Origin of the sequence: Rhizobium albus, assembly GCA_030160035.1 — a bacterium.
GTDB lineage: Bacteria > Pseudomonadota > Alphaproteobacteria > Rhizobiales > Rhizobiaceae > Georhizobium > Georhizobium albus.
The window spans coordinates 1,514,514-1,536,061 of record BSNO01000001.1 but is presented as its reverse complement, the minus strand read 5'-3'; the positions used below and the strand labels follow the sequence as shown (position 1 = coordinate 1,536,061).

The 21,548-nt window shown below is 63.7% G+C and carries 20 protein-coding genes; 6 read left to right on the top strand and 14 right to left on the bottom strand.

The features are described from left to right. Positions 1-68: 68 nt before the first annotated feature. The 3 genes from QQL76_RS07400 to QQL76_RS07390 are packed head-to-tail and all read left to right on the top strand — an operon-like array spanning position 69 to position 1,689. On the top strand, positions 69-1,001 hold the full coding sequence (locus tag QQL76_RS07400; protein ID WP_499207016.1) for a DUF4238 domain-containing protein: 933 nt from the start codon (positions 69-71) through the stop codon (positions 999-1,001). 42 nt (positions 1,002-1,043) lie between these two features. Next, positions 1,044-1,250 carry a hypothetical protein gene (locus tag QQL76_RS07395; protein WP_499207015.1) on the top strand — a complete coding sequence of 69 codons (207 nt, stop codon included), beginning with the start codon at positions 1,044-1,046 and terminating at the stop codon, positions 1,248-1,250. A gap of 10 nt (positions 1,251-1,260) precedes the next feature. After that, a complete protein-coding gene (locus QQL76_RS07390; RefSeq protein WP_499207014.1) occupies positions 1,261-1,689 on the top strand; it encodes a type II toxin-antitoxin system VapC family toxin in 429 nt (142 codons plus the stop codon). Positions 1,690-1,693: 4 nt separating this feature from the next. Here the strand turns inward: QQL76_RS07390 and QQL76_RS07385 are convergent, their stop codons facing one another. The 4 genes from QQL76_RS07385 to crcB all read right to left on the bottom strand — a co-directional run bounded on the left by QQL76_RS07385 (position 1,694) and on the right by crcB (position 5,530). After that, complete coding sequence (locus QQL76_RS07385; RefSeq protein WP_499207013.1) at positions 1,694-3,226, bottom strand: acyl-CoA carboxylase subunit beta; 1,533 nt, start codon at positions 3,224-3,226, stop codon at positions 1,694-1,696. Positions 3,227-3,306: 80 nt separating this feature from the next. Beyond that, positions 3,307-4,098: an ATP12 family chaperone protein gene (locus QQL76_RS07380; RefSeq protein WP_499207138.1), complete on the bottom strand. Its 792-nt coding sequence runs from the start codon at positions 4,096-4,098 to the stop codon at positions 3,307-3,309. Between the two features lie 53 nt (positions 4,099-4,151). Then, a complete protein-coding gene (locus QQL76_RS07375) occupies positions 4,152-5,135 on the bottom strand; it encodes an RluA family pseudouridine synthase (protein WP_499207012.1) in 984 nt (327 codons plus the stop codon). 17 nt (positions 5,136-5,152) lie between these two features. Next, positions 5,153-5,530 carry a fluoride efflux transporter CrcB gene (crcB, locus tag QQL76_RS07370; protein ID WP_499207011.1) on the bottom strand — a complete coding sequence of 126 codons (378 nt, stop codon included), beginning with the start codon at positions 5,528-5,530 and terminating at the stop codon, positions 5,153-5,155. Between the two features lie 198 nt (positions 5,531-5,728). Between crcB and QQL76_RS07365 the strand changes: the two genes are divergently transcribed. Continuing rightward, positions 5,729-6,133 carry a hypothetical protein gene (locus QQL76_RS07365; protein ID WP_499207010.1) on the top strand — a complete coding sequence of 135 codons (405 nt, stop codon included), beginning with the start codon at positions 5,729-5,731 and terminating at the stop codon, positions 6,131-6,133. A gap of 25 nt (positions 6,134-6,158) precedes the next feature. Here the strand turns inward: QQL76_RS07365 and QQL76_RS07360 are convergent, their stop codons facing one another. The 7 genes from QQL76_RS07360 to QQL76_RS07330 form a co-directional block, all read right to left on the bottom strand. After that, positions 6,159-7,202 carry a sensor histidine kinase gene (locus QQL76_RS07360; protein WP_499207009.1) on the bottom strand — a complete coding sequence of 348 codons (1,044 nt, stop codon included), beginning with the start codon at positions 7,200-7,202 and terminating at the stop codon, positions 6,159-6,161. After that, entirely contained in the window at positions 7,199-7,654 is a 456-nt protein-coding gene (locus tag QQL76_RS07355) for a response regulator (RefSeq protein ID WP_126010103.1), read from the bottom strand. Before QQL76_RS07355 ends, QQL76_RS07360 begins: the two co-directional genes overlap by 4 nt. After that, a complete protein-coding gene (locus tag QQL76_RS07350; RefSeq protein ID WP_499207008.1) occupies positions 7,647-9,857 on the bottom strand; it encodes a phytochrome family protein in 2,211 nt (736 codons plus the stop codon). The genes QQL76_RS07355 and QQL76_RS07350 overlap by 8 nt, the downstream gene beginning before the upstream one ends. Beyond that, on the bottom strand, positions 9,854-10,456 hold the full coding sequence (locus QQL76_RS07345; RefSeq protein ID WP_499207007.1) for a biliverdin-producing heme oxygenase: 603 nt from the start codon (positions 10,454-10,456) through the stop codon (positions 9,854-9,856). Before QQL76_RS07345 ends, QQL76_RS07350 begins: the two co-directional genes overlap by 4 nt. Positions 10,457-10,612: 156 nt before the next feature. Beyond that, positions 10,613-11,686, bottom strand: coding sequence for a 2OG-Fe(II) oxygenase family protein (locus QQL76_RS07340; RefSeq protein ID WP_499207006.1), 1,074 nt, complete (start codon positions 11,684-11,686; stop codon positions 10,613-10,615). Between the two features lie 172 nt (positions 11,687-11,858). Further along, positions 11,859-13,181 carry a replication-associated recombination protein A gene (locus tag QQL76_RS07335; protein ID WP_499207005.1) on the bottom strand — a complete coding sequence of 441 codons (1,323 nt, stop codon included), beginning with the start codon at positions 13,179-13,181 and terminating at the stop codon, positions 11,859-11,861. Positions 13,182-13,192: 11 nt separating this feature from the next. Then, positions 13,193-14,479 carry a DegQ family serine endoprotease gene (locus tag QQL76_RS07330; protein ID WP_499207137.1) on the bottom strand — a complete coding sequence of 429 codons (1,287 nt, stop codon included), beginning with the start codon at positions 14,477-14,479 and terminating at the stop codon, positions 13,193-13,195. A 448-nt stretch (positions 14,480-14,927) separates the two neighbouring features. Between QQL76_RS07330 and QQL76_RS07325 the strand changes: the two genes are divergently transcribed. Further along, complete coding sequence (locus tag QQL76_RS07325; RefSeq protein WP_499207004.1) at positions 14,928-15,368, top strand: hypothetical protein; 441 nt, start codon at positions 14,928-14,930, stop codon at positions 15,366-15,368. Positions 15,369-15,480: 112 nt separating this feature from the next. Here the strand turns inward: QQL76_RS07325 and dnaE are convergent, their stop codons facing one another. Both dnaE and QQL76_RS07315 read right to left on the bottom strand, forming a co-directional pair. Further along, positions 15,481-18,954 (bottom strand): DNA polymerase III subunit alpha, encoded by a 3,474-nt coding sequence (dnaE, locus tag QQL76_RS07320; protein WP_499207003.1) that lies wholly within the window; start codon positions 18,952-18,954, stop codon positions 15,481-15,483. Between the two features lie 418 nt (positions 18,955-19,372). Further along, positions 19,373-19,723: a TfoX/Sxy family protein gene (locus tag QQL76_RS07315; RefSeq protein ID WP_499207002.1), complete on the bottom strand. Its 351-nt coding sequence runs from the start codon at positions 19,721-19,723 to the stop codon at positions 19,373-19,375. Between the two features lie 57 nt (positions 19,724-19,780). On the opposite strand from QQL76_RS07315, the gene QQL76_RS07310 reads away from it, so the two are divergent. Continuing rightward, complete coding sequence (locus QQL76_RS07310; RefSeq protein WP_499207001.1) at positions 19,781-19,942, top strand: DUF2256 domain-containing protein; 162 nt, start codon at positions 19,781-19,783, stop codon at positions 19,940-19,942. Here QQL76_RS07310 and QQL76_RS07305 read toward each other — a convergent pair. Then, positions 19,932-21,548 carry an NTP transferase domain-containing protein gene (locus tag QQL76_RS07305; RefSeq protein ID WP_499207000.1) on the bottom strand — a complete coding sequence of 539 codons (1,617 nt, stop codon included), beginning with the start codon at positions 21,546-21,548 and terminating at the stop codon, positions 19,932-19,934. The two genes, QQL76_RS07310 and QQL76_RS07305, sit on opposite strands and share 11 nt — an antisense overlap.

The following is a 21,548-nucleotide window of genomic DNA, read 5'->3' as shown; positions in this document are numbered from 1 at the left end:
ATGGGACGCGGCCAATCGCCAGTGTGAAGGACATTCAAGGGCGCGAATGTCGATGCTATGATAAAAAGATGAAGCCTGCCAATCCACCTACCAAACATCACTTCATCCCGGCGTTTTATCTACGATCGTGGGAACGGGACACGACGGCCAAGCTGACGGAATATTCCAATCATCATAATCGCAAAATCGCGGTCAAGGAGGTGACAGCAGAAGCAACAGGCTACGAAACGCGATTATACGAACTGAAGGGCTATGAGCCTAAACTAGCCCAACAAGTAGAGGAGACTTTCTTCAAGCAGCTAGACCTATGGGCATCTCAGTCGCTACAGATGCTAAAGGCGCAAGGCCATAATGCTCCGTGGGACGGTCATAGCCGCTCTGCATGGAGCCGATTCATTCTCTCGCTACTTACACGCTGTCCAGAGGACATCATGATGTTTCGAGAATGGTGGCACGAAGATTTCTCGAAGACCGATGCGGTAGCGGAACTGCGATATCAAGCGGTTCGCAAGCTGGGCGACCCGGAGACCTTTTCGGAGTATCTCGCTTCCCAGCCGCTGGCAGAAAAGGAGCGCCATCAGTTTGAGGTATTGTACACGCTGATCGACCACGAAAGCGTCGGCTTGACGCTCAATAGAATGCATTGGCGTGTCCTTGAGACGGCACCGCATGCACCGTCTTTACTAACTTCCGATAGGCCGGTTATCCGCACACTGCTCGCAGAGAAGCATGCGCACGTGGTGCTGCCGATTGGGCCGAGGTCGATATGGATAGGCGCAAGAGATGCAAACTTTCTCGAGCAGACTCGCTTGGTAGACCCTGTCCAGCTAGTCAAGGAGATCAACCGCCAGGTCGTGGAGGGAGCGAAGAGGTATGTTTGGGGAGCTGACGCAAGCCACCGGCGTTTTGTCGAGAACCGCTTCGGCCGGAATCCGCAACCCCGTGTCATTGAGAACGTGGTGGGGCGTCGCCGAGCAGCGCGGTCGGCAGGCATGCTGTAGATGCCGCTAGTCCATTTACCACAAAGCCGCTACAGTCTCCACATGAACAAGCTCCATCGCCCCACAGCAGAGCCGACCAAGCGCGTCATTCGCGACGCCGCCATGGGACGGTTCGTCGAACTAAGAGGCGCCGACTCCATGAAGTCGGTGGAACTGCCACTACGCGAGGGGATCGACCTCACCCGCCCGATTGCCGAGCAGGCAGCCAAGCACAAAACGCCGGGCCGGCGCAAAGACGTCGAGAAGTAAACGAAGATCGATGGGGGTATTGCTCGATACGCATGCCCTCTACTGGCTGGTCACGTCCGCCGATGTGATGACCGATGCCGCTCTCGTGACGATCGCAGATGCCCAGTCGACCAATGCGCTGTTCGTTTCGCCTATCTCCGCATGGGAGCTGGCGATCGCTGCTGCGAAACCCGCGCACAAGAACCCGACGTCGTTCGGCGATGCGTCTGCTGGCACCTGGTTCTCGGCGGCCATAAGAGCGATCGGCGCCAAAGTCATTCCCGTCGGCCAGCGGATTGCATGCTTGGCGGCGCAGGCCGCAGTCGAAACCGACCACCGCGACCCCGGTGACTGCTACCTGATCGCCACTGCTCGACATCGCAGGATACCGATCGTCAGCCGCGATGCCGTGATGCTGAAACTCGCCGCGTCCGACTACCTTCAAATTATCCGCTGCTAAGCCTTCACAACGGAATGTTATCGTGCTTCTTCCAAGGATTGCTCAGGCTCTTGTTCCTGAGCATCCTTAAGCCCCGCGCGATGCGTTTGCGGGTCGAATGCGGCATGATCACCTCGTCGATATAGCCGCGTTCGGCGGCGACGAAGGGGGAGAGGAAGCGGTCTTCGTACATCTTCGTGTGCGCGGCGATCTTTTCCGGGTCGGCGATGTCCTTGCGGAAGATGATCTCGACGGCGCCCTTGGCGCCCATCACGGCGATCTGGGCGGAGGGCCAGGCATAGTTGATGTCGCCGCGCAGGTGCTTCGAGGCCATCACGTCATAGGCGCCGCCATAGGCCTTGCGGGTGATCACGGTCACCTTCGGCACCGTCGCTTCGCCATAGGCGAAGAGCAGCTTGGCGCCATGCTTGATCAGCCCGCCATATTCCTGCGCCGTGCCCGGCAGGAAGCCCGGCACGTCGACGAAGGTGACGATCGGAATGTTGAAGCAGTCGCAGAAGCGCACGAACCGCGCGGCCTTGCGCGAGGCGTCGCTGTCGAGAACGCCGGCCAGCACCATCGGCTGGTTGGCGACGAAGCCCACCGTGCGGCCCTCCACGCGGCCGAAGCCGCAGACGATGTTCTTGGCAAAGGCCGCCTGTATTTCGAAGAAATCGCCCTCGTCGATCACTTTGACGATCAGTTCCTTCACGTCATAGGGCTTGTTGGCGTTGTCGGGCACCAGCGTGTCGAGCGACGCGTCCATCTCGTCGACGCTCTGGTAGTTGTCGATCTCCGGCACGTCGGATGTGTTGGATTGCGGCAGAAGGTCGATCAGCCGGCGCATCTGCAACAGCGCCTCGACATCGTTGTCATAGGCCCCGTCGGCGATCGAGGATTTCGTCGTGTGGATCGAGGCGCCGCCGAGTTCCTCGGCGCTCACCGTCTCGTTGGTCACGGTCTTCACCACATCCGGGCCGGTCACGAACATGTAGGACGTGTCGCGCACCATGAAGATGAAGTCGGTCATCGCCGGCGAATAGACGTCGCCGCCCGCGCACGGTCCCATGATCACCGAAATCTGCGGGATGACGCCGGAGGCGAGCACATTGCGCTGGAAAATCTCCGCATAGCCGCCAAGTGCCGCCACGCCTTCCTGGATGCGCGCGCCGCCCGCGTCGTAGAGCCCGATGATCGGCGCCCGGTTTTTCAGCGCCATGTCCTGAAGCTTGATCACCTTTTCCGCATGCGCCTCGGAAAGAGACCCGCCGAACACCGTGAAATCCTTGGCGAAAATGAACACCGTTCGGCCATTCACCGTGCCCCAGCCGGTCACGACGCCGTCGCCGGAAATCTTGGTGTCCTGCATGCCGAAATCGGTGGAGCGGTGCTCGACGAACATGTCGAACTCTTCGAAACTCCCCTCGTCGAGGAAGCACTCGATGCGCTCGCGCGCCGTCAGCTTGCCCTTGGCGTGCTGGGCCGCGATCCGCGCCTCGCCGCCGCCGAGCCTCGCCTTTGCCCGCCGCTCCTCAAGCTCCACCAGCACGTGTTTCAAGCGCGTTCCTCCCGCAGATCGTCAGTGTCGGTCTTTGTGGTCGTGGTCGTCGATCGTGCACCGTCGGGCGGCAGAATGCCTCAACCGTCCCGTCTGGCAAGCAGGACGAAGGACGCAGCATCGAAATCGCGCCGCCGGCTTTCCCGGCGCTTCGCCGCTTCGTAATCCTCGCCCCAGAGCTCCGCGTTCCAGGTCTCGTCGAGATGCGCCTTCGCCCACGCCTCGTCGGGTGTCAGTGCGCCGCGGGCGAGCGCCATGGCAATCAGCGCCGAACCCGTCAGGCTCGTTGCCAGGTGCAGCGCCGCCAGATCGAGCGGCTCGGTGAAGCCCTTGAGCGCCGCACCGAAAGCCGCCAGCGCCTCCTTCGGCTGCGCCACATGCATCACGCCTTCGGCCAGCACGAAGCGCGCGGCAAGCTCCGCCTGCGCCCAGTCCAGCACCGGGTCCCATTCCGCGCCCTGGCGTTCCACCAGCCGCTCTGGCCCATCGGCGCGGTAGCAGATCAGGTCCGTGCCGGCAAAGCGCAGCACATCCTCGGCCACCGCCTGGGTATCCTGCGCAATCCCGTCGATCGCCGTATTGGCAAGCCGGGTCAGCGGCATCGTAGCGGGGTCGATCGTCTCGCCCTGCGCCTCCCATTCGGCCGCCGTCTTTTCCGCCGTCACGGCGCTCGGCAGCGTCAGAAGCTGGCGCGCCGGCGTGCGCACGGGCCGCCCATCCAGCGTCACAGTGAAGCCGCCCTCGCCCGCTTCGATGCCGGCTTGCGTGTAGAACCGCTTCGGCAGCGGCTTCTGCATCTGCTTCTGCGCGCGCTTCACCGGGTCCGGATCGCTCATTGCCGCTTCGGAAAGCTCGGCAAAGATGTCGCGCATCGACCCGTCGTGGTGCCCGTCATCGCGCTTGTTGTCGTTCTCAGCCATGTTTGTCAGTCCGTCGCACCTTCCGCCTCGTCGAAACCGATGAGGTTGAAGCTCTGCACCATGTGCGGCGGCAGTTCCGCTGTCACGTCGATCGATCCGCCCGCCGGATTGGGAATGATGATCCGCCGCGCGTGCAGATGCAGCCGGTTCTGCATGCCGCCGGGCAGTGTCCAGTTCTCGTCCGCTTCGAAATATTTCGGATCACCGAGGATCGGATGGCCGATATGGGCGGCGTGGACGCGCAGCTGGTGCGTGCGTCCCGTATAGGGCTCCATCTCCAGCCAGGCGAGGTTCTGCGCCGCCTGCTCGATGATCCGGTAATAGGAAACCGCGTGATCGGCATCGGGCTCGCCATGCTTGGCAACGCGCATCCGGTCGCCATCGGCCGTCGCTTCCTTCACCAGCCATGTCGAGATCTTGTCTTCGCGCTTCTTCGGCACGCCGCGCACCAGCGCCCAATAGGTCTTCTTGGTCGTCCGCTCGCGAAACGCCGCCGTCAGCGCCTGCGCCGCGCCGCGCGTGCGGGCAACCACCAGCACGCCTGAGGTCTCGCGGTCGAGCCGGTGGACGAGCCGCGGCTTCTCGCCCTTCTTGTTGCGCCACACTTCCAGCATCCCGTCCACATGGCGCGACAGGCCCGATCCGCCCTGCACCGCAAGGCCGGCCGGCTTGTTGAACACGAAAACCTTGGGGTCCTCGTAGATCAGCATCTGGCTCAGAAGTTCGTGGTCCGGTGCGGAACGCACGGCACGCGGCGAGATCGGCCCGGTCTTCTTCTCGTCCACGCCAAGCGGCGGCACGCGCACCATCTGGCCCGGCTGCACCCGCGTATCCGATTTCGCCCGCCCGCCATCGACGCGGATCTGGCCCGATCGCAACAGCTTCTGCAACTGCCCGAAACCGAGCCCCGGATAATGCTGTTTGAACCAGCGGTCGAGCCGCATGCCCGCTTCGTCGCCGTCCACCTTGCGTTGCTCGACGCCTGCCATATCGTTCACAATCCCGTTCAGAAAACCGTCCGCGCCAGCCAGAGCCCGCCGATGATCGCAGCAAGCGAGAGCAGGACACTCAATCCCACATAGGCGACGGCGAGGCCCGGGGCGCCGCGCTCCCAGAGAACGATCGTGTCCAGCGAGAATGCGGAGAAGGTCGTGTAGCCGCCGAGCACGCCCGTGGCAAGGAAGAGCCGCAATTCCGCCGATGCGCCGAAGCGCCGCGCCACCACTTCCACCAGCACGCCCATCAGAAACGAGCCGATGACGTTGACCGCAAGCGTGCCGAAGGGAAAGTTCGGCCCGAGCAGCCTGAAAGCGGCGAGATTGGTGAGATGGCGAAGCGCCGCGCCAAGCCCCCCACCGAGCGCAACGAGAAGCGTGTGAACCATCAAGCCGTCCAGCTTTCGACACTGTCTGAGCGCAAGACGCGCCGTCAGTTGACACTAAAGCGATTTGTCGACCGTTGGAAACCGCCCGTGCCGCCCGTACAGATTTTGCTGTTTGACCGCGCCGATCCTGCGATGTGTTGTTGGAAAATTCGGCTGCAGCATCGCCGTCCTGCCCGTCCCGCTTTCGAAAGGCCGCTCATGCGTCTCTTCTTCCCGACCGCGCTCATTGCCGGAGCGCTTGTGATCACGCCCGCCATGGCGGAGGACTTCACGGCCATCAGTACGACCGCCATGTCGATCACCGGCGACATCAGCCTCGATGACAGCGAGATCGTCTTCTCGGATGGACAGTCGCTGGTGTTCGACGAACTGGTCCAGGACGTCTTCGTCGTCGATGGTGAGGAAGTGGCAGCCTCGGTCTACAGCGTCGGCGAGCCGCAGGTGCTCGATCTTCTGAACGGCAACACTCTCTGCGGCGATGCGTCCGTCACCTATGTGGCGACCTGGGCCGGCACGGACGACCTGACGATCGTCGCGATGTTCGACACGCAGGACGTGCCGGGCTCCGATGAGGAGATGTGCGCGTCTTTCACCTACGAATAGTCCGCGGCGCTATGCACGCAGCCTCTCAGAGGCTGCGGCTGTGGCCGTTCTCGTCCACCACGAAGCTCAGCTTGAACTGAACGCCATCCGGCGGAAAGGTCAGAGCTGCCTGCCCGCCAAGCTCCGGCCCTGCACTGCGCCGTATGAGCGTCGTGCCGAAGCCGGCGGCTGTCGGCTCGACCACCGGCGGGCCACCGCTTTCCTTCCACGTCATCTCAACGCGGCGCTCGCCATGCCGGTCGAGCGGTGCCGTCCAGGTCACGTCGACACGACCCGTCGGCGTGGACAGCGCACCGTACTTGGCAGCGTTCGTTCCGAGTTCGTGGATGATCAGGCCGAGCACCAGTGCCGAATTCGGCTGCAGGTCCACCCGGCCACCGTCCATGACGATCTGGCGGGCATGCTTGCGCTGGTAAGGTGCCAGAATGCGCTCCAGAACGTCGCGCAGCCCGGTGCTCGTCCAGTTGGCCTCGAACAAGAGCGCATGGGCATCCGACATCGCGTGAATCCGGCCGAGCAGCCGCTCTTCGAGATCCTGCTTCGACACGCTGTGGCGCGCAGTGTTGCGAATGATCGATGCAACCACGGCCAGCGTGTTCTTCACGCGGTGGCTGAGTTCGTGAACCAGCAAATCCTGCTGCTGGCGGGCGCGGCGCTGCTCTTCGCGCAGCCGCGCTTCGGCGAGCGCGCGCTTCACCGCCGGGGCCAGCCGGATCAGGCGCTGCTTCAGCACGTAATCGGTCGCGCCCTTGCGGAAGGATTCGATCGCAATCTCTTCGCCGAGCACACCGGACACGAAGATGAACGGGGTCCCCGGCGCAAGTTCCATCGCCATTTCGAGCGCGGCAAGGCCATCGAAACCCGGCAGCGAGTAGTCGCACAGGATCACATCGACCGAATGGGTCCGCAGCGCTTGCTCGTAATCGCTGCGCCCAACCGCGCGCACGATCTCGACGGAATCCCCCAGATCGCCCAAATGCTCCTCGATCAGATCCGCGTCGAAATCACTGTCTTCAAGGAGAACGATCCGGATGACGCGCTGATCGGCGCGTACGGGTTGAACGCTCATTTCCATTCGAGATCCCGCAGCGGAGCAGGTTCGTTGAGGAGCGCCCAGAACACGCCGAGATTGCTGATGGCTTCCATGAACTGGCCGAATTCCACCGGCTTGACCACGAAGGCGTTCACGCCAAGCTCATAGCTGGCGATCAGATCCTGCTCTTCGCGCGACGATGTCAGCATCACCACGGGAACGCGCTGCAGGAAGGCATGCGACTTGATCTTCTCAAGCACTTCCAGCCCGTCGATCTTGGGCAGCTTCAGGTCCAGCAGAACGACGGTCGGCTCACCCTCGTTGCGGCCTTCGAACTTGCCGCGCCGGAACAGATAATCGAGCGCTTCTTCACCATCGCGGGCAACGGCGATTTCGTTGACGATGTTGCAGCGGCGCAGTGCCTCTAGCGTTAGTTCGAGGTCTTTAGGGTTGTCTTCGACAAGCAGAATGGGACGGTAATCAGTCATCGATCCTAACCTTTAGAGGGAGGCTGAAACCGAACGTGGCACCCTCGCCCACGCTCCCTTCTGCCCAGACGCGGCCCTTGTGCCGGTCTATGATGCGCCGAACCAGTGCAAGGCCAATTCCCGTCCCCTGGAAGTCCTCGGTTCGCTGCAGGCGCTGAAACACGCCGAACAGCTTGCCAAGGTAAGCCATGTCAAAGCCGACACCATTGTCCGAAATCTGATAGCAAATCTCGTCGCCATCGCGCCACCCTCGAATTGCGATCCGTGACACTTCTTCGCGAGCAGTATACTTGACAGCATTGTCGATGAGGTTCTGCCAGACCTGACGGATCAGCGTCGGATCGCCTCTCGCGATCGGCAGCGCCGCCACGTCCCATTCGATCTGCCGCTGGTCGATCAACCGCGTCGTCGAATGGCGCACCTCGGAGACGATCTTGTCCATATCGACGTTCTTCAGCGCGAGCTGCGTTCGTCCGAGATGGGAAAAATTCAACAGATCGTCCACGAGGCGCCCGGCCGCGAGCGCCGATTCCGAAATACTGTCGAGGTAATGGCGCGATTTCGCGTCGAGATTGGTCGACCGCCCCTTTAACAGTTCCGAATAGCCGACGATGTGACGAAACGGCGCGCGCAGATCGTGCGAGACGGAATAGGAAAACGCTTCGAGTTCCTTGTTCGAGCGTTGCAAGCTCTCGGAGAGATTGGCAAGCACTTCCGCCTTGCGGAGCACGATGCCGACAATGGCGTTGCGCAGGTTGCGCGCGGCATCGAGCTCGGCTTCCCGCCAGGGCGTCGACTTGCCCCGCTCCTGATCCTGCCAGGACTGAAACGACTGGCGCGGGTGAATGCGGCCCGATTCGCGCACCACCATGTGCGGATCCCCGCCCCAGGTCACGGTTCGGATCACCTCCGGGCGAAACCAGATCAGCCAGTGCGGGTAGAGTTCGGAAATGCGCACGGCCAGCAACCCGCTCGCCTGTTCGGCAAAGCGCTCCGCACCCGGCATCTGCGCTCCGAGATGATCCGTGTAGAATTCCTGCCGGCCGGTCGATTCCAGAAATTCGACCATGGACTCGACAGCAGCGGCGTGAGGCGCAGCGCCGAAGACAACGATCTCATCGTCCGAGGCCAAAGCCGCGCCGGTGGCGTCCGCATAGGAAAGCAATTCGCTTTCCCCCCGGGCGAGCGCCGCACTCAGTTCGTTCTCTTCAGCCATGATCGCCAGCAATCGCCCTTGAAGCGCACTCAGGGCGACGCGCAGGCTGGCATCTTCCAGTCGGGCATTCGCCGACACCCGCATGGAAAAGGCCTGAACGGCGAAATCGGCTGCTGCGCGCGCATTAGCGGAAACGGTATGGGCGTTGCGGCTGTGGCAGGCGACAAGACCCCACAGCGCTCCGTCGACGAGGATCGAGACCGACATGGACGAGCCGGTGCCCATGTTGCGCATATATTCGAGATGGACGGGCGATACGCTTCTGAGCGCCGCCAGACTGAGATCCAGCGGCGCGTTGAGCTCGGGATCGACCGCCGGGACGAGCGGTACGGGTTCGTAGGATGCGGAGGGTATCAGCCGCAGCCGGTTGGTCCGATAAAGCTCCCGCGCCTGCGGGGGGATGTCCTTGCTCGGAAAGCGAAGGCCAAGATAGTTCGGCAGCTCACCATTGTTCGCCTGGGCGATGACGTGGCCATTCCACTCCGGGTCGAACCGATAGACCAGCGCCCGGTCGAACCCGGTGATGGCCCGCACGAAAACAGCCGTCTGCCGGGCCGCCGTCGTCAGGTCGTCCATCGAATGGTCGAGCAATGACTGGGAAAAGGCCTGCAGGCGCACGAACAGCGCTTCGATTGCCTGTTCTTCCTGCTCGCCGCGTTGTTCGAATTCGATGATCAGGCGACCCTGCGCATTGGCATGCATCAAGACGGTCCACGTCCTGTCGCCGATCTGTAGCGCTTCCTGGAAGCGCTCTTCGTCGGCATCCGCCGCTTTCCTCTCGATCGCTTCCCGCAGCGAACGCAGCTCTTCCGGCAAGCCTTCTCCCACGCGCAGGTCGAGGCCGACGAAAGTGCTGACATTCGCACTCACCTGCGTGATGACTTGGCTGCTGGCGTCCAGCACGATCATAGCCCCATGCGGCTGAATGCTGCCCGGGATGCGGATCGGCTCGCTGGCGCAGATATCGAGATCGCGCGCGTCGCTCATGGTCGGCTCCTCGAGAACCAGTCCTGGAGCCGCTGAAACGTCCGCTCTGCCGCATCCAGCACTTGAGGTGTCATGGCCGCCGGCAGCGCATCCAGCGCGGCTTGAGTTTCCCGCCACATGGCTTCGCCGTCGTCGCTTCGCAAGGAACTCAACCCTTCAATTGGATACCAGTCTTTCTCGCGGGCCCACTGATCGATGTAGCGCCCGCCGGCCCGCGAACCTTCCAGCACGTAGAGCACGCCATAGGCCTCCTCCTGCGACGGTGCCGGCATCGCCAGGTCGTAGGCGCTGCCTCGCTGGCCACCGAGGCGTATCAGATCGGCTTCCATCAGATCCGCCCGTTCCCGCGCCTTGAGAAACGATCGGTCGATCCCGCAGCCGCGCAGCCAGCACTCATGCGCCTGCTGAAACCCGTGCATGTCCGTCAGGAAGGCCGTGAGGCTCCGTCGGTCGATCGAGCGGGGATCCAGGCCGGCGGCGCGCTCGGTCTGCTTGTGGGCGCGCGCCGTATGGTGCCGAAGCTTCCGCGAAAGGGTCTCCGGCGCCACGTCAGCGCTAGAGGGCGTGGCATTGGCTGAAAGAATTGCCAGCAGCGTCATTGTAGGCAGTCACCGCCGTGTTTCGAGAGCATTGCGACCGGACCGGCATCAATGCACGGCGGAACATTCCAGGTGATGTCATGGATCACCCGCTGACAATCGATACAGGTTTTCATCCGGGACAGGCAACCCGGACCGCTTTACATTCGAAGTCGCTTATAAAGCAGCGACGTCCTGCGTCTCGAGCGATGCGGAATTCCGGCGCCGGATCTCGGCGGCCGCATCGTCATAGAGAAACGGCAGGAATGCATAGCGCGCGCCGGCGGTGACGCGCGAAACGGCATGAAGCAACGAACAGGAAAAAACGATCGCCGCCCCGCGTGGCGCCTTGAAGCCGCGCGGAGCATATTCCGGAAACGACACCTCCCCGCCTTCGAAATCCTCGTTCAAATTGATCGATACGGCGAAGCGCCGGTGCATCGTGGCAGGCGTCGTATTGTCCCGGTGAGGCTGGAAATGCCCGCCCTCTTCGGCCGGGTAGCAGCCGACCAGATAGCGCTCCATCCGTGTGCACCTGAAAAAATGGACCCGCTCGATCTGCGGCACCACCTTGCGGATGATCCGGCTCTGGACCTCCGAGATCACGGCCGGGTCGTCGATGATGAGATCACGCCGAACCTTGAAGCTTGCATCCTTGATCAACACCGTCTTGCCGTCGCGCTCGCGCATGAAGCCGGAAGACGCTCCTCCAGATCGACGATGCATGCCGATCAGCCGCTCGCAGAAATCTGGTTCGAAGATGTCCGGCAGGACAAGGATCGGCGGCGGCACGGCAAATCCGGCAAAACGGTCGGCCGGCGGGGCCGCCGCCAGCGCTTCCAGCAGTTCTTCCGCGCACCGCCCATCCTCCCGCATCGGCACGACACGCCGGATGGTGAATGCAGGATCGATGAAGAGCCACACCGATCGGGGCAGACGGCGCACGCCCGATGCACCCGTCGATATGCCCGCAAGCCGCGCCACGGCCCCGTCATGATCCCGAAAAATCCGCCGTCCGGGCAGCCGGTCGACAAGCGTTCCTTGCGTCTCGTCGTCGGGGTCACGCGTGGCGATGAACAACCGGGCGTGCCGATCGTCGAAAACATCGTCTGCTGCCATCATGGTCGCGACCGCGCGCCGGCAATCGTCGTCCGTGCTGCTGGCAATGAGTCCGAGGACAAGCCAGCAGCCGCCCATCGTGTCGAAGCTGAACTGCGGGTTGCTCCGTGTCCGGGCCTTGAATGGCGGCATGCGGTCGCCTGGCTCGAACCGGACACCTGTCGATGTGAAGTGCCTGCCATTCATGGTTCGCGCCCCCCGGCCTGCCGAACATGATCCGAGGCGGCAGTGTAACCGCGGCAGAACGGACGGTGCATCGGACCGAAGTCCGATCGACCTTCGGGACTTATCGGACGGCTCGGTTCTACTCCTGTTGGCGAGCCTGCCGCTCGCGACGCTTCGAAGCCCAGAAATCGAGCCGCTTGCGGATCTCGCGTTCGAACCCGCGCTCCGGCGGGTCGTAGAAGCGCGTGCCGCTCAGCACATCCGGCAAATAGGTCTGTCCCGAGAAGGCGTCAGGTGCGTCGTGGTCGTATTCGTAACCGCTGCCATAGCCCTCCTCCTTCATCAGCTTCGTCGGCGCATTGAGGATGTGCTTCGGCGGCAGCAGCGAGCCGTGTTCCTTGGCAGCCCGCATCGCCGCCTTGAACGCCACATAGACACCATTCGATTTCGGCGCGGTCGCGATGTAGACGCATGCCTCCGCCAGCGCCAGTTCGCCCTCCGGCGAGCCGAGATAATCGTAGGCGTCCTTGGCCGCATTGGCGACGACAAGCGCCTGCGGATCGGCAAGCCCCACATCCTCTGCCGCCATGCGCACGAGCCGGCGGCCAATATAGAGCGGGTCTTCCCCCGCATCGAACATGCGGGCCAGATAGTAGAGCGCCGCATCCGGATCCGATCCGCGCACGGATTTGTGCAGAGCGGAGATCAGATTGTAGTGCCCATCCTGGCCCTTGTCATAAACCGGCGCGCGCCGCTGGACGATCCGCTGCAGCGTCTCCGCGTCCACTTCCTCGCCGGGACCTGCAGCGCGCCACACCTCTTCGGCAAGCGTCAGGATCGCGCGCCCGTCCCCATCCGCCATCCGCAGCATGATCGCGCGCGCCTCGGGCGTCACGGGCAACGGGCGACCCTCGGCCTCCTCCGCCCGCGTCAGAAGCTGGGATAGGCTGTCGGCGTTATGGGAGCGGAACGAAAGAACCCGGGCACGCGACAGGAGAGCGGCGTTGAGCTCGAAGGACGGGTTTTCCGTCGTCGCGCCGATGAGCACGACCGTGCCGTCTTCCATGACCGGCAGGAAGCTATCCTGCTGCGCGCGGTTGAAGCGATGGATCTCGTCGACGAAAAGCAGCGTCTGCCGGCCGGACATGCGCCGTGCGCGCGCCGTTTCGAACACCTTCTTCAGGTCCGCCACGCCCGAGAAGATTGCCGATATCTGCTCGAAAGCGAGTTCCGTTTCACCCGCAAGCAACCGCGCCACGGTCGTCTTGCCCGTACCGGGCGGCCCCCAGAAGATCATGGAACCCAGCGAGCCCGAGCGGATCCTGCGGGTCAGCGTGCCATCGGGCCCGGTGAGATGCGCCTGTCCGGTCACCTCGCTAAGCGATTTCGGCCGCAGCCGATCCGCCAGCGGCCGCAGCGTGCCGCCTGTCGGATCGAGGCCATGGGTGAAGAGATCGGCCATCGCGAAAATGCCTATCGAATGAACTGGCGCATCAGATTACCGCCGCGGTCGATATCGAAGCGCCAGAGCCCCGCACCTGCCGCCAGGATTTCCGCCAACTGATCGGGGCCGGTGATGTCCGTGCCATTGACGGCCATCACGATATCGCCGGGTCGAAGCCCATAGCGCGCAGCCGGCGAGCGCCCGTCCACCTCCAGCACGACGACGCCGCTTTCGGGTCTGGAGCGCAACCGCAGGCGTTGGACCACATCGGGGGTGATGTCTGCCACGACGGCGCCGGCAAGCGGGTTGCTGCCGGTCAGCAGCAATTCCGTCGTCTCCGGCGGCGCCTCCAGCGCAACCTCGATTGTCTTTGTTTGTCCGCGCGACAGCACCTCCAGCTGAGCCGTGCCGCCGATGCCGGCCGTCGCCAACCGGTAGCCGACCGCGTCCGGGTGCTCCACCGCCCGGCCATTGACAGCCGTCACGATGTCGCCCGGCAAAAGCCCGGCCGCAGCCGCGGGTCCATCGTCCTGAACGTCGTTGACCAACGCACCGGAGATCCGCGGCGCGCCCAGCGCTTCGGCAATGTCCGCCGTCACCGGCTCGAAGGTGGCCCCGATGAAAGGCCGCACGAAGGTATCGCTGCCGGTCTCCGCCGCAGCCGCGACGGCGCGCACCATGTTGGCCGGAATGGCGAAACCGATGCCGTTCGACCCGCCCGAGCGCGAATAGATCGCCGTGTTGATGCCGATGAGGTTGCCGTTCATGTCGATGAGCGCGCCACCGGAATTGCCTGGGTTGATCGCCGCATCGGTCTGGATGAAGAAGCCGAAATCGGAGATGCCGACCTGGTTGCGTGCCAGTGCCGACACGATCCCGCTCGTCACCGTCTGCCCCACGCCGAACGGATTGCCGATCGCGAGCACGAGATCGCCGACCTCCACCGCATCGGAATCGCCGAGCGGCAACGTTTCGAACGCCACATTCGCATCGATTTTCAGAATCGCCAGGTCGATCGTCTCGTCCCTCAGGATGATCTCGCTGGCATATTCGCGGCCGTCGGAAAACGCCACGCGCACCTGGTCCGCGCCATCGATCACATGGTTGTTGGTGATCACGACGCCCGACGCATCGATGACCACGCCGGAGCCGAGCGACGATTGGCGCTGCGAACGATGGGGCATCTGCTGGCCGAAGAAGCGTTCGAAGAACGGATCGCCCTGGAACGGCGAGCGCTGCCGCACTTCCCGCTCGGCATAGACGTTCACGACCGCAGGTGCCGTCTGGCGCACGAGCGGCGCGAACGAAAGCTGCATCTCCTCGCGGCTTTCCGGCAGGCGCGTCGTCTCCTGCGCAGAAGTATTGCCCTGATCCGCGTTGCCTTGGGCCGCATCGCCCCGCGGCGCACCGCCGAGCAGATTGTCCAAAAGTCCCTCCAGCGGACGCCGGGTACCCGCATCGTCCTGGGCTTCCTGGGCCATGACCGGGCTCAGCCCCACGATCACGGCCAGGCTCAGAATGGAGAACAATCGGGCCAGCTTCTGCATCGTCGCAACTCTCCTGGAGGAATCGTTCGAGTGATAGGTGGCATGGATGGCTGAAACAAGGAAAGCGGTCTCTCCACGCATCCCGATTTCAAGACCACGCACCATTCGGCGGGCGCTTCAAAATGTGATCGCCAAAGCCGCACTTGCGCGTGCCCCCAAGCGGGTTCGGTGGTAGGATTTCGACCGTGAAGTAGCGTCTTCTTCGATGGAGGATCCTATGAAGCATGAAAACCCCGACATCATGGAACTGGAAGCCAGGCCGCTTGCCCCCGAAGCGCCGCCGATGGATCGGCGTGCGCGCATTGCCCGCTGGGCGGCCTGCCTCGAAGCGCATGAAGGTCCGCTCGCGGCACTGCGGCGGATCGAATTCATGGCACGGGAGCTGCGCCGGGCCTATCGCGATCCGGCCTCGCCGCTCACCGTCGCCTTCAACGATCCGGTGCTGCGGCAGGAGGGATTGGCCGGCGATACGCTCGGCGACGTCATGGACTTCTTCGACATGACGCACGAGGACACACACCGCCTGCTCTGCGACTGCCACTATCACGGCACCATGACGGGCCCCGGCCTCGCCGGCCGACTGCGTCAGTTCGCCGGCAGACGCGAAGCGGGCACGCTCTGGCAACGCGCGCAAAACGTGCTCTCCGGTCGCGCCTGACGCGCAGCGTCACTGACTTGTGGCGGCGCAACGAATGCGGCGGCAGCGCGGAAGCTGCCTCCGCGCGGAAATCGTCTTCAGGTGGAGCGGATACCGGTTCGCCGCGCAGCGCTCAGACCAGTTCGACGTCGATGACCCCCGGTGCCGCCTTCATCGCGGATGCGATCTGCGGCGACAGACGATAGCGATCCGGAAGCTCGACTTCGATCTGTCGCTTGCCGTTGTCCTTCAGCACCACGAAGGACACGAGGCCTTCGCCCTTGGCGTTCAGATGCGTCGCGATGGATTTCAGTGGCCCGCTGTCGCGCACATAAACGCGCAGCGCCTTTTGCATCTGCACCGAACGCTCTTCGAGCGACTGGACCGTCTGGATGCGAAGGCCGATCCCCTCGGGCCGCTCGTCGGCGCCCACCGTGATCACCAGCGACTGGCCTGGCTCCAGAAGGTCGCGATATTGCGCGAGCGCTTCGGAAAAGAGCACCGCCTCGAACTGGCCGGACGAATCCGAAAACGTCACGATCCCCATGCGATTGCCGGTGCGCGTCTTGCGCTCCTGCCTGCCCGTCACCGTGCCCGCCAGCCGTCCCGCCGTCGCGCCGCTTTTCACGGCGATGGCGAAATCCTGGTAGGTCTGAACGCGCAGGCGCTTGAGAATGTCGTTGTAATTGTCGAGCGGATGCGCCGAGAGATAGAAGCCGAGCGCCACATATTCCCGGTGCAGCTTGTCCGACGCGAGCCAGGCATCGACCTCCGGAAAATGGATGCGCTCCGGACCGGTCGCGGCACCTGCGCCGAACATGTCGTGCTGGCCCGATGTCCGCTCTTCCGCCGCGCGCTGCGCAAAGCCCACCATCCGGTCGATACCGGCAACGAGCCGCGCCCGGTCGATGCCGAAACAATCGAGCGCGCCTGCCGCGATCAGCTGCTCCAGCGTGCGGCGGTTGACCACCTTCGGATCGATCCGAAGGCAGAAATCCTCGATCGAGGCGAAGGGCCGGTCGCCGCGCACGGAAACGATATGCTCAACCGCCCCCTCGCCCACGCCCTTGATGGCAGCCAGCGAATAATAGATGCGGTTTTCGCCCGTCTCGAACAGCCGGAACGAGGTCTGCACCGATGGCGGCACGATCTCGATGCCGAGCCGGCGCGCATCCTGCCGGAAGTCGTTGATCTTGTCGGTGTTGGCCATGTCGTAGGTCATCGACGCGGCCAGGAACTCGACCGGGTAATGCGCCTTCAGATAGGCCGTCTGATACGACACGATGCCATAGGCGGCGGCGTGGGATTTGTTGAAGCCGTAATTCGCAAACTTCGCCAAAAGGTCGAAGATCATGTCGGCCTGCGGCTTCGATACGCCGCGCTCGACCGCACCGGAGACGAAGCGCTCGCGCTGCTGGTCCATCTCCTCCTTGATCTTCTTGCCCATGGCGCGGCGCAGAAGATCGGCTTCGCCGAGCGAGTACCCGGCCAGAACCTGGGCGATCTGCATCACCTGTTCCTGGTAGACGATAACGCCCTGCGTCTCTTCCAGGATGTAGTCGATCTTCGGGTGGATCGACGCCAGTTCCTCCTCGCCATGCTTGCGCGCGTTATAGACCGGGATGTTCTCCATCGGACCCGGCCGGTAGAGCGCAACGAGCGCGATGATGTCCTCGATCCGGTCCGGCCGCATGCCGATCAGCGCCTTGCGCATGCCGGCAGATTCCACCTGGAACACGCCGACCGTCTCGCCGCGCGACATCATCTCGTAGGTCGGCTGATCGTCGAGTGGCAATGCCGCGAGATCGAGCTGAATGCCGCGCTTGGCGACGAAATCGACCGCGGTCTTCAGGACCGTCAGGGTCTTCAGGCCAAGGAAGTCGAACTTCACGAGCCCGGCCTGCTCCACCCATTTCATGTTGAACTGCGTCACGCCCATGTCCGAGCGCGGATCGCGGTACATCGGCACGAGCTTCGACAGCGGCCGGTCCCCGATCACGATGCCGGCGGCATGCGTCGAGGCGTGGCGGTAGAGCCCTTCGAGCTTCTGCGCGATGGCGAGCAGCTTGGCGACCACAGGTTCGGCATCGGCCGCTTCCTGCAGACGCGGCTCCTCCTCGATCGCCTTGCCGAGCGGCGTCGGATTGGCGGGATTGTTCGGCACGAGCTTGCAGATCTTGTCGACCTGGCCATAGGGCATTTCGAGCACGCGACCGACGTCGCGCAGCGCCGCACGCGCCTGAAGCGAACCGAAGGTGATGATCTGGCCCACTTGCTCGCGGCCGTATTTCTCCTGAACGTAGCGGATCACCTCCTCGCGCCGGTCCTGGCAGAAGTCGATGTCGAAGTCGGGCATCGAAACGCGCGCGGGATTGAGAAAGCGCTCGAAAAGCAGCGAGAAGCGCAGCGGATCGACGTCGGTGATCGTGAGCGCATAGGCGACGAGCGAACCGGCACCCGAACCACGGCCGGGCCCTACCGGAATGCCGTGCGCTTTCGCCCATTTTATGAAGTCCGCAACGATGAGGAAGTAGCCCGGGAACTTCATGTTCTCGATGATGTCGAGCTCGACCTTCAGCCGGTCGTGATAATCGCTCTCGCTGTAGCCAGCGCTGATCCCGAGCTTGGCGATCCGCTCCGCGAGCCCAAGCTCGGCCTGGCGCCGCAACTCGGCACTTTCGGCAAGATTGTCGGCATCCGGATCGTCCGTCGCTCCGGTGAACCGCGGCAGGATGGGCTTGACCGTCCCAAGCAGGAACGAGCAGCGCATCGCAATCTCGATCGTGTTGTCCAGCGCTTCCGGCAGATCGGAAAACAGCGCCGCCATCTCCTTCTGGCTCTTGAGGCAGTGGTCCTCCGTCAGACGGAACCGGTTGTCGTCGGAAACCATGGCGTTGTGCGCCACCGCCATTAGCGCGTCATGCGCCTCGAAATCCGCAGGCTTCAGGAAGAACGCCTCGTTGGTGGCGACGAGCGGCAGGTCATATTCATAGGCAAGCCCGATCATCCGGGCCTCGCGGGCGCGATCGTAATTGCGCGGCCGCTGCAGTTCCACATAGAGCCGGTCGCCGAAGATCGCCTTCAGGGCCTCAAGCCGCGCGACCGCCCTTGGGCCATCGCCTTCACCGAGCGCCCGCTCCACCGGCCCGCCGGCTCCACCGGTCAGCGCAATCAACCCTTCGGCATTCTCCTGCAGCCAGGACAGTTTCAGATGCGGCCGCTCCGAGCCCGTCCCGTCCAGGTATGCGCGGCTGACGAGATCGACGAGCCGCGCATAGCCGCTCTCACTTGAGGCCAGCAGCACGATCGACGGACGGCGGGCGAGCTGTTCGCGCGGATTTCGCCGCTCGACGGTCGCCTCGTCCTCCATCTCCAGATCCATCTGGCAACCGATGATCGGCTGGACGCCGGCTTCCTGCGCCTTCACCGAGAATTCGAGCGCGCCGAAAAGATTGTTCGTGTCGGTGACTGCAATGGCAGGCTGATTGTCGGCGACGGCCTGGCCGATGATCTTCTTGAGCGGCAGCGCGCCCTCAAGCAGCGAGTAGGACGAATGCACCCTGAGATGGATGAACTTCAGTTCGCCCGAAGGTGCATGGTCCGCCATATCGCAAAATCCGTCTTCTCAGGAAATCGTCAGGCGCAGTCAGGCGTGGCGATGGCCACGCAATTGAACAGAATCGCCCTCCCGATAGTCGGCATGTGGACGAGGCCTGTCCACCCACGGAGGGCGCAAACCGCCATCCGTAAAACTTGTCCCCACCATCCACAGGCATCAGCCGCCTGAAGAGGGTTAGCAACGGGGTATGCTGGTCATACCGCCATGAGGATGATGGAAAAGCCGGCAATGAAGACAGACATGGAGGCGAAGGCGGCAACATCACGAAGCATGATCATCTGGATATCTCCTTTTCCTTATCTGATCCCACTATGTTCTGTTTTTGTTCTCATGTAAACCGCGTTTCTTCAAGCCGCGCCGTCAGCTTTGCCGATAGTGAACAAAAAATGAATCTCGGGCTGGAAGGCTAGAGCTGCGGCGTCCGACGCCGCTTCGCGCGCTCGGACCGCTCCGCCGCCTCGATCGCGAGGCCCAGCCATTCGGCCCGGGCATCGATGTCATCCAGCGCATCTTCGGGCACTGACCAGTAGGGCATCGCAATGGCCTTGCGGCCCGGCCGGCCCGCATAGACCCATTGCGTCGCGCCCGCCTCCGCGAACCGGGGCGCGCTTTCTGCGTCCGCTTTCAGCAACAGGTCGCCATTCACTTCGAGCGCGATGATACGGCCCTCGGCATAGATGCCCTTGCCGCCGAACATCGATCGAACCCGCACCGGGCCTATCGGCGCGAAGAATTCCTCGATATCGACCTGATCCATGATCGTGCCTCGCTTGAAGTGCCGCATGCGGCTTTTATCTTCTACGCGATGGCGAAGATGCGCAAGAAATCCGACCTGCCGGAAAAGCCCTGCCAGGCCTGCGGCCGGCCGATGGTCTGGCGCAAGAGCTGGGCAAAGACCTGGGACGAGGTTCGCTACTGTTCCGAACGCTGCCTGCGCAACCGGCCAACGGACGCCAAGCCGGCCCTCAGGCCTTGAGCACGCCACCGGCGGCGGCGACCGCTTCCGGCGTGTCCACGTCGAGCTGTGCCGCCTGCCCGATATCGACATCGATGATGTGAAGTCCGCTCGTCTCCACGATCTGGCGCGCACCCACATCGCCTTCGAGCGCCAGAACGGCATCGAAGGTCGAGCGTGGAAGTATGACGGGGTTTCCCCGCTTTTCGCCGCTCGCCGCCCGCACGATCGCTTCGCCGCCGGCGTGCTGAAAAGCATCGACGAGCGTGCCGATTTCGCCGGGGCCTATCCCCGGCATGTCGGCCAAAAGGATAATGGCACCACCCACCTCACCGCCGAGCGCAGCGATCCCGGCCTTCAGCGAGGACGCCATGCCGCTCGCGAATGCCGCGTTGTTGAGCGTTGTCAGATCGAGGCCGGCGAGTGCCGCCTCCACCTCGCCGGCGCGGTGGCCGGTCACGGCGATCATCGGCGTCAGGCCGGCATTGAGTCCCGCCCGGGCCGTACGCCGCACGAGCGCTTCGCCGTCGAACTCCGCCAGAAGCTTGTGCGCCCCGTCGATGCCCATGCGACTTGCCTTGCCGGCCGCAAGCAGAACGCCACCGACCGTCGGCAGCGACGCCTGGGTCCGTGGGATCCGCGGCTGCGGCCTGCTTGCGATCTCCGTCAGCAGACCCCCGACGCCCATCCCGGCGATATCCGCACGCGTCACTGTCTCGCCCGCGAGGATGCGCGCCAGCACCCAATCGAACCCGTTTTCCTTGGGGCTGCGCGCGCAGCCCGGCGCACCGATCACCGGCTTGCCCGCGATCGCGCCTAAAACCAGCAGATTGCCGGGATCGACCGGCATGCCGACAGCCTCGACGACACCTCCCACCTGCCGGATCGCCTCAGGGATCACATCGTGAGGATCCGCGACGGCCGAAGCACCGAACACGATGAGAATGTCGACAGGGTCCGCCGTCTCGCGGAGAGCAGCGGCGACCGCGCCGGTTTCATGCGCCACGCGTTTTTCACTAAGAAGCGTGCTGCCGGATGGTCTCAGCCGCGCTTCGAGCAAGCCCCGCGTCTTGTCCATCACGCTCGGCTTCAGGCTCGGCAGCGTGGTTGCGATGAGACCCACCTTGGCAGCGCGGAACGGCGTCACCCCGATCAGTCCGGCATGGGCGATCGCCATCGTCGCTTCGGCGAGCGCCGGCCCGGCAACGGCAAGCGGAATGATCTTGATCGTCGCGACCATGTCGCCGGCATTCACCGGGCTGCGGTCCTTCAGGCAAGCGAAGGTGATGGCCGGATCGACCCGGTTCAGCGCATCGACGGCCGGCGCCTCGACCCGGAAGAGCCCGGCAGCCGCGGCAAAGATGTTGACGCGTCCCGTCGCCGCCTCGCCGATCGCCACATTATCGGCGTGGAGCGCCGCTCCGAGCCGTGCCGCAGCCGCATCCTCCGGTTCGTCGCCCGCATCGAGCGTCACCGCAAAGACCGTTGAAACGCCGGCTGCATCGAGGTCTGCAACGTCCTGCGCCGTCAGCCGGTGGCCCTTGCGCAGCCGCACCGCACCCTGCTTGACCGAATGGGCGAGAAGCGCATCTTCGGCCTCGTCGATGGGCAGCTCAGCAAAACGCAT

What these genes read in the sequence shown, in the direction of transcription:
- QQL76_RS07335 (WP_499207005.1), bottom strand. Translation starts at nt 13,181, where the DNA reads ATGGCCGATCTCTTCACCCATGGCCTCGATCCGACAGGCGGCACGCTG.
- QQL76_RS07380 (WP_499207138.1), bottom strand. Translation starts at nt 4,098, where the DNA reads ATGCGCGACATCTTTGCCGAGCTTTCCGAAGCGGCAATGAGCGATCCG.
- QQL76_RS07340 (WP_499207006.1), bottom strand. Translation starts at nt 11,686, where the DNA reads ATGCCGCCATTCAAGGCCCGGACACGGAGCAACCCGCAGTTCAGCTTC.
- dnaE (WP_499207003.1), bottom strand. Translation starts at nt 18,954, where the DNA reads ATGGCGGACCATGCACCTTCGGGCGAACTGAAGTTCATCCATCTCAGG.
- QQL76_RS07325 (WP_499207004.1), top strand. Translation starts at nt 14,928, where the DNA reads ATGAAGCATGAAAACCCCGACATCATGGAACTGGAAGCCAGGCCGCTT.
- QQL76_RS07305 (WP_499207000.1), bottom strand. Translation starts at nt 21,548, where the DNA reads ATGCGTTTTGCTGAGCTGCCCATCGACGAGGCCGAAGATGCGCTTCTC.
- QQL76_RS07310 (WP_499207001.1), top strand. Translation starts at nt 19,781, where the DNA reads ATGCGCAAGAAATCCGACCTGCCGGAAAAGCCCTGCCAGGCCTGCGGC.
- QQL76_RS07330 (WP_499207137.1), bottom strand. Translation starts at nt 14,479, where the DNA reads ATGCAGCTTTCGTTCGCGCCGCTCGTGCGCCAGACGGCACCTGCGGTC.
- QQL76_RS07345 (WP_499207007.1), bottom strand. Translation starts at nt 10,456, where the DNA reads ATGACGCTGCTGGCAATTCTTTCAGCCAATGCCACGCCCTCTAGCGCT.
- QQL76_RS07360 (WP_499207009.1), bottom strand. Translation starts at nt 7,202, where the DNA reads ATGAGCGTTCAACCCGTACGCGCCGATCAGCGCGTCATCCGGATCGTT.
- crcB (WP_499207011.1), bottom strand. Translation starts at nt 5,530, where the DNA reads ATGGTTCACACGCTTCTCGTTGCGCTCGGTGGGGGGCTTGGCGCGGCG.
- QQL76_RS07355 (WP_126010103.1), bottom strand. Translation starts at nt 7,654, where the DNA reads ATGACTGATTACCGTCCCATTCTGCTTGTCGAAGACAACCCTAAAGAC.
- QQL76_RS07400 (WP_499207016.1), top strand. Translation starts at nt 69, where the DNA reads ATGAAGCCTGCCAATCCACCTACCAAACATCACTTCATCCCGGCGTTT.
- QQL76_RS07350 (WP_499207008.1), bottom strand. Translation starts at nt 9,857, where the DNA reads ATGAGCGACGCGCGCGATCTCGATATCTGCGCCAGCGAGCCGATCCGC.
- QQL76_RS07395 (WP_499207015.1), top strand. Translation starts at nt 1,044, where the DNA reads ATGAACAAGCTCCATCGCCCCACAGCAGAGCCGACCAAGCGCGTCATT.
- QQL76_RS07315 (WP_499207002.1), bottom strand. Translation starts at nt 19,723, where the DNA reads ATGGATCAGGTCGATATCGAGGAATTCTTCGCGCCGATAGGCCCGGTG.
- QQL76_RS07390 (WP_499207014.1), top strand. Translation starts at nt 1,261, where the DNA reads ATGGGGGTATTGCTCGATACGCATGCCCTCTACTGGCTGGTCACGTCC.
- QQL76_RS07365 (WP_499207010.1), top strand. Translation starts at nt 5,729, where the DNA reads ATGCGTCTCTTCTTCCCGACCGCGCTCATTGCCGGAGCGCTTGTGATC.
- QQL76_RS07375 (WP_499207012.1), bottom strand. Translation starts at nt 5,135, where the DNA reads ATGGCAGGCGTCGAGCAACGCAAGGTGGACGGCGACGAAGCGGGCATG.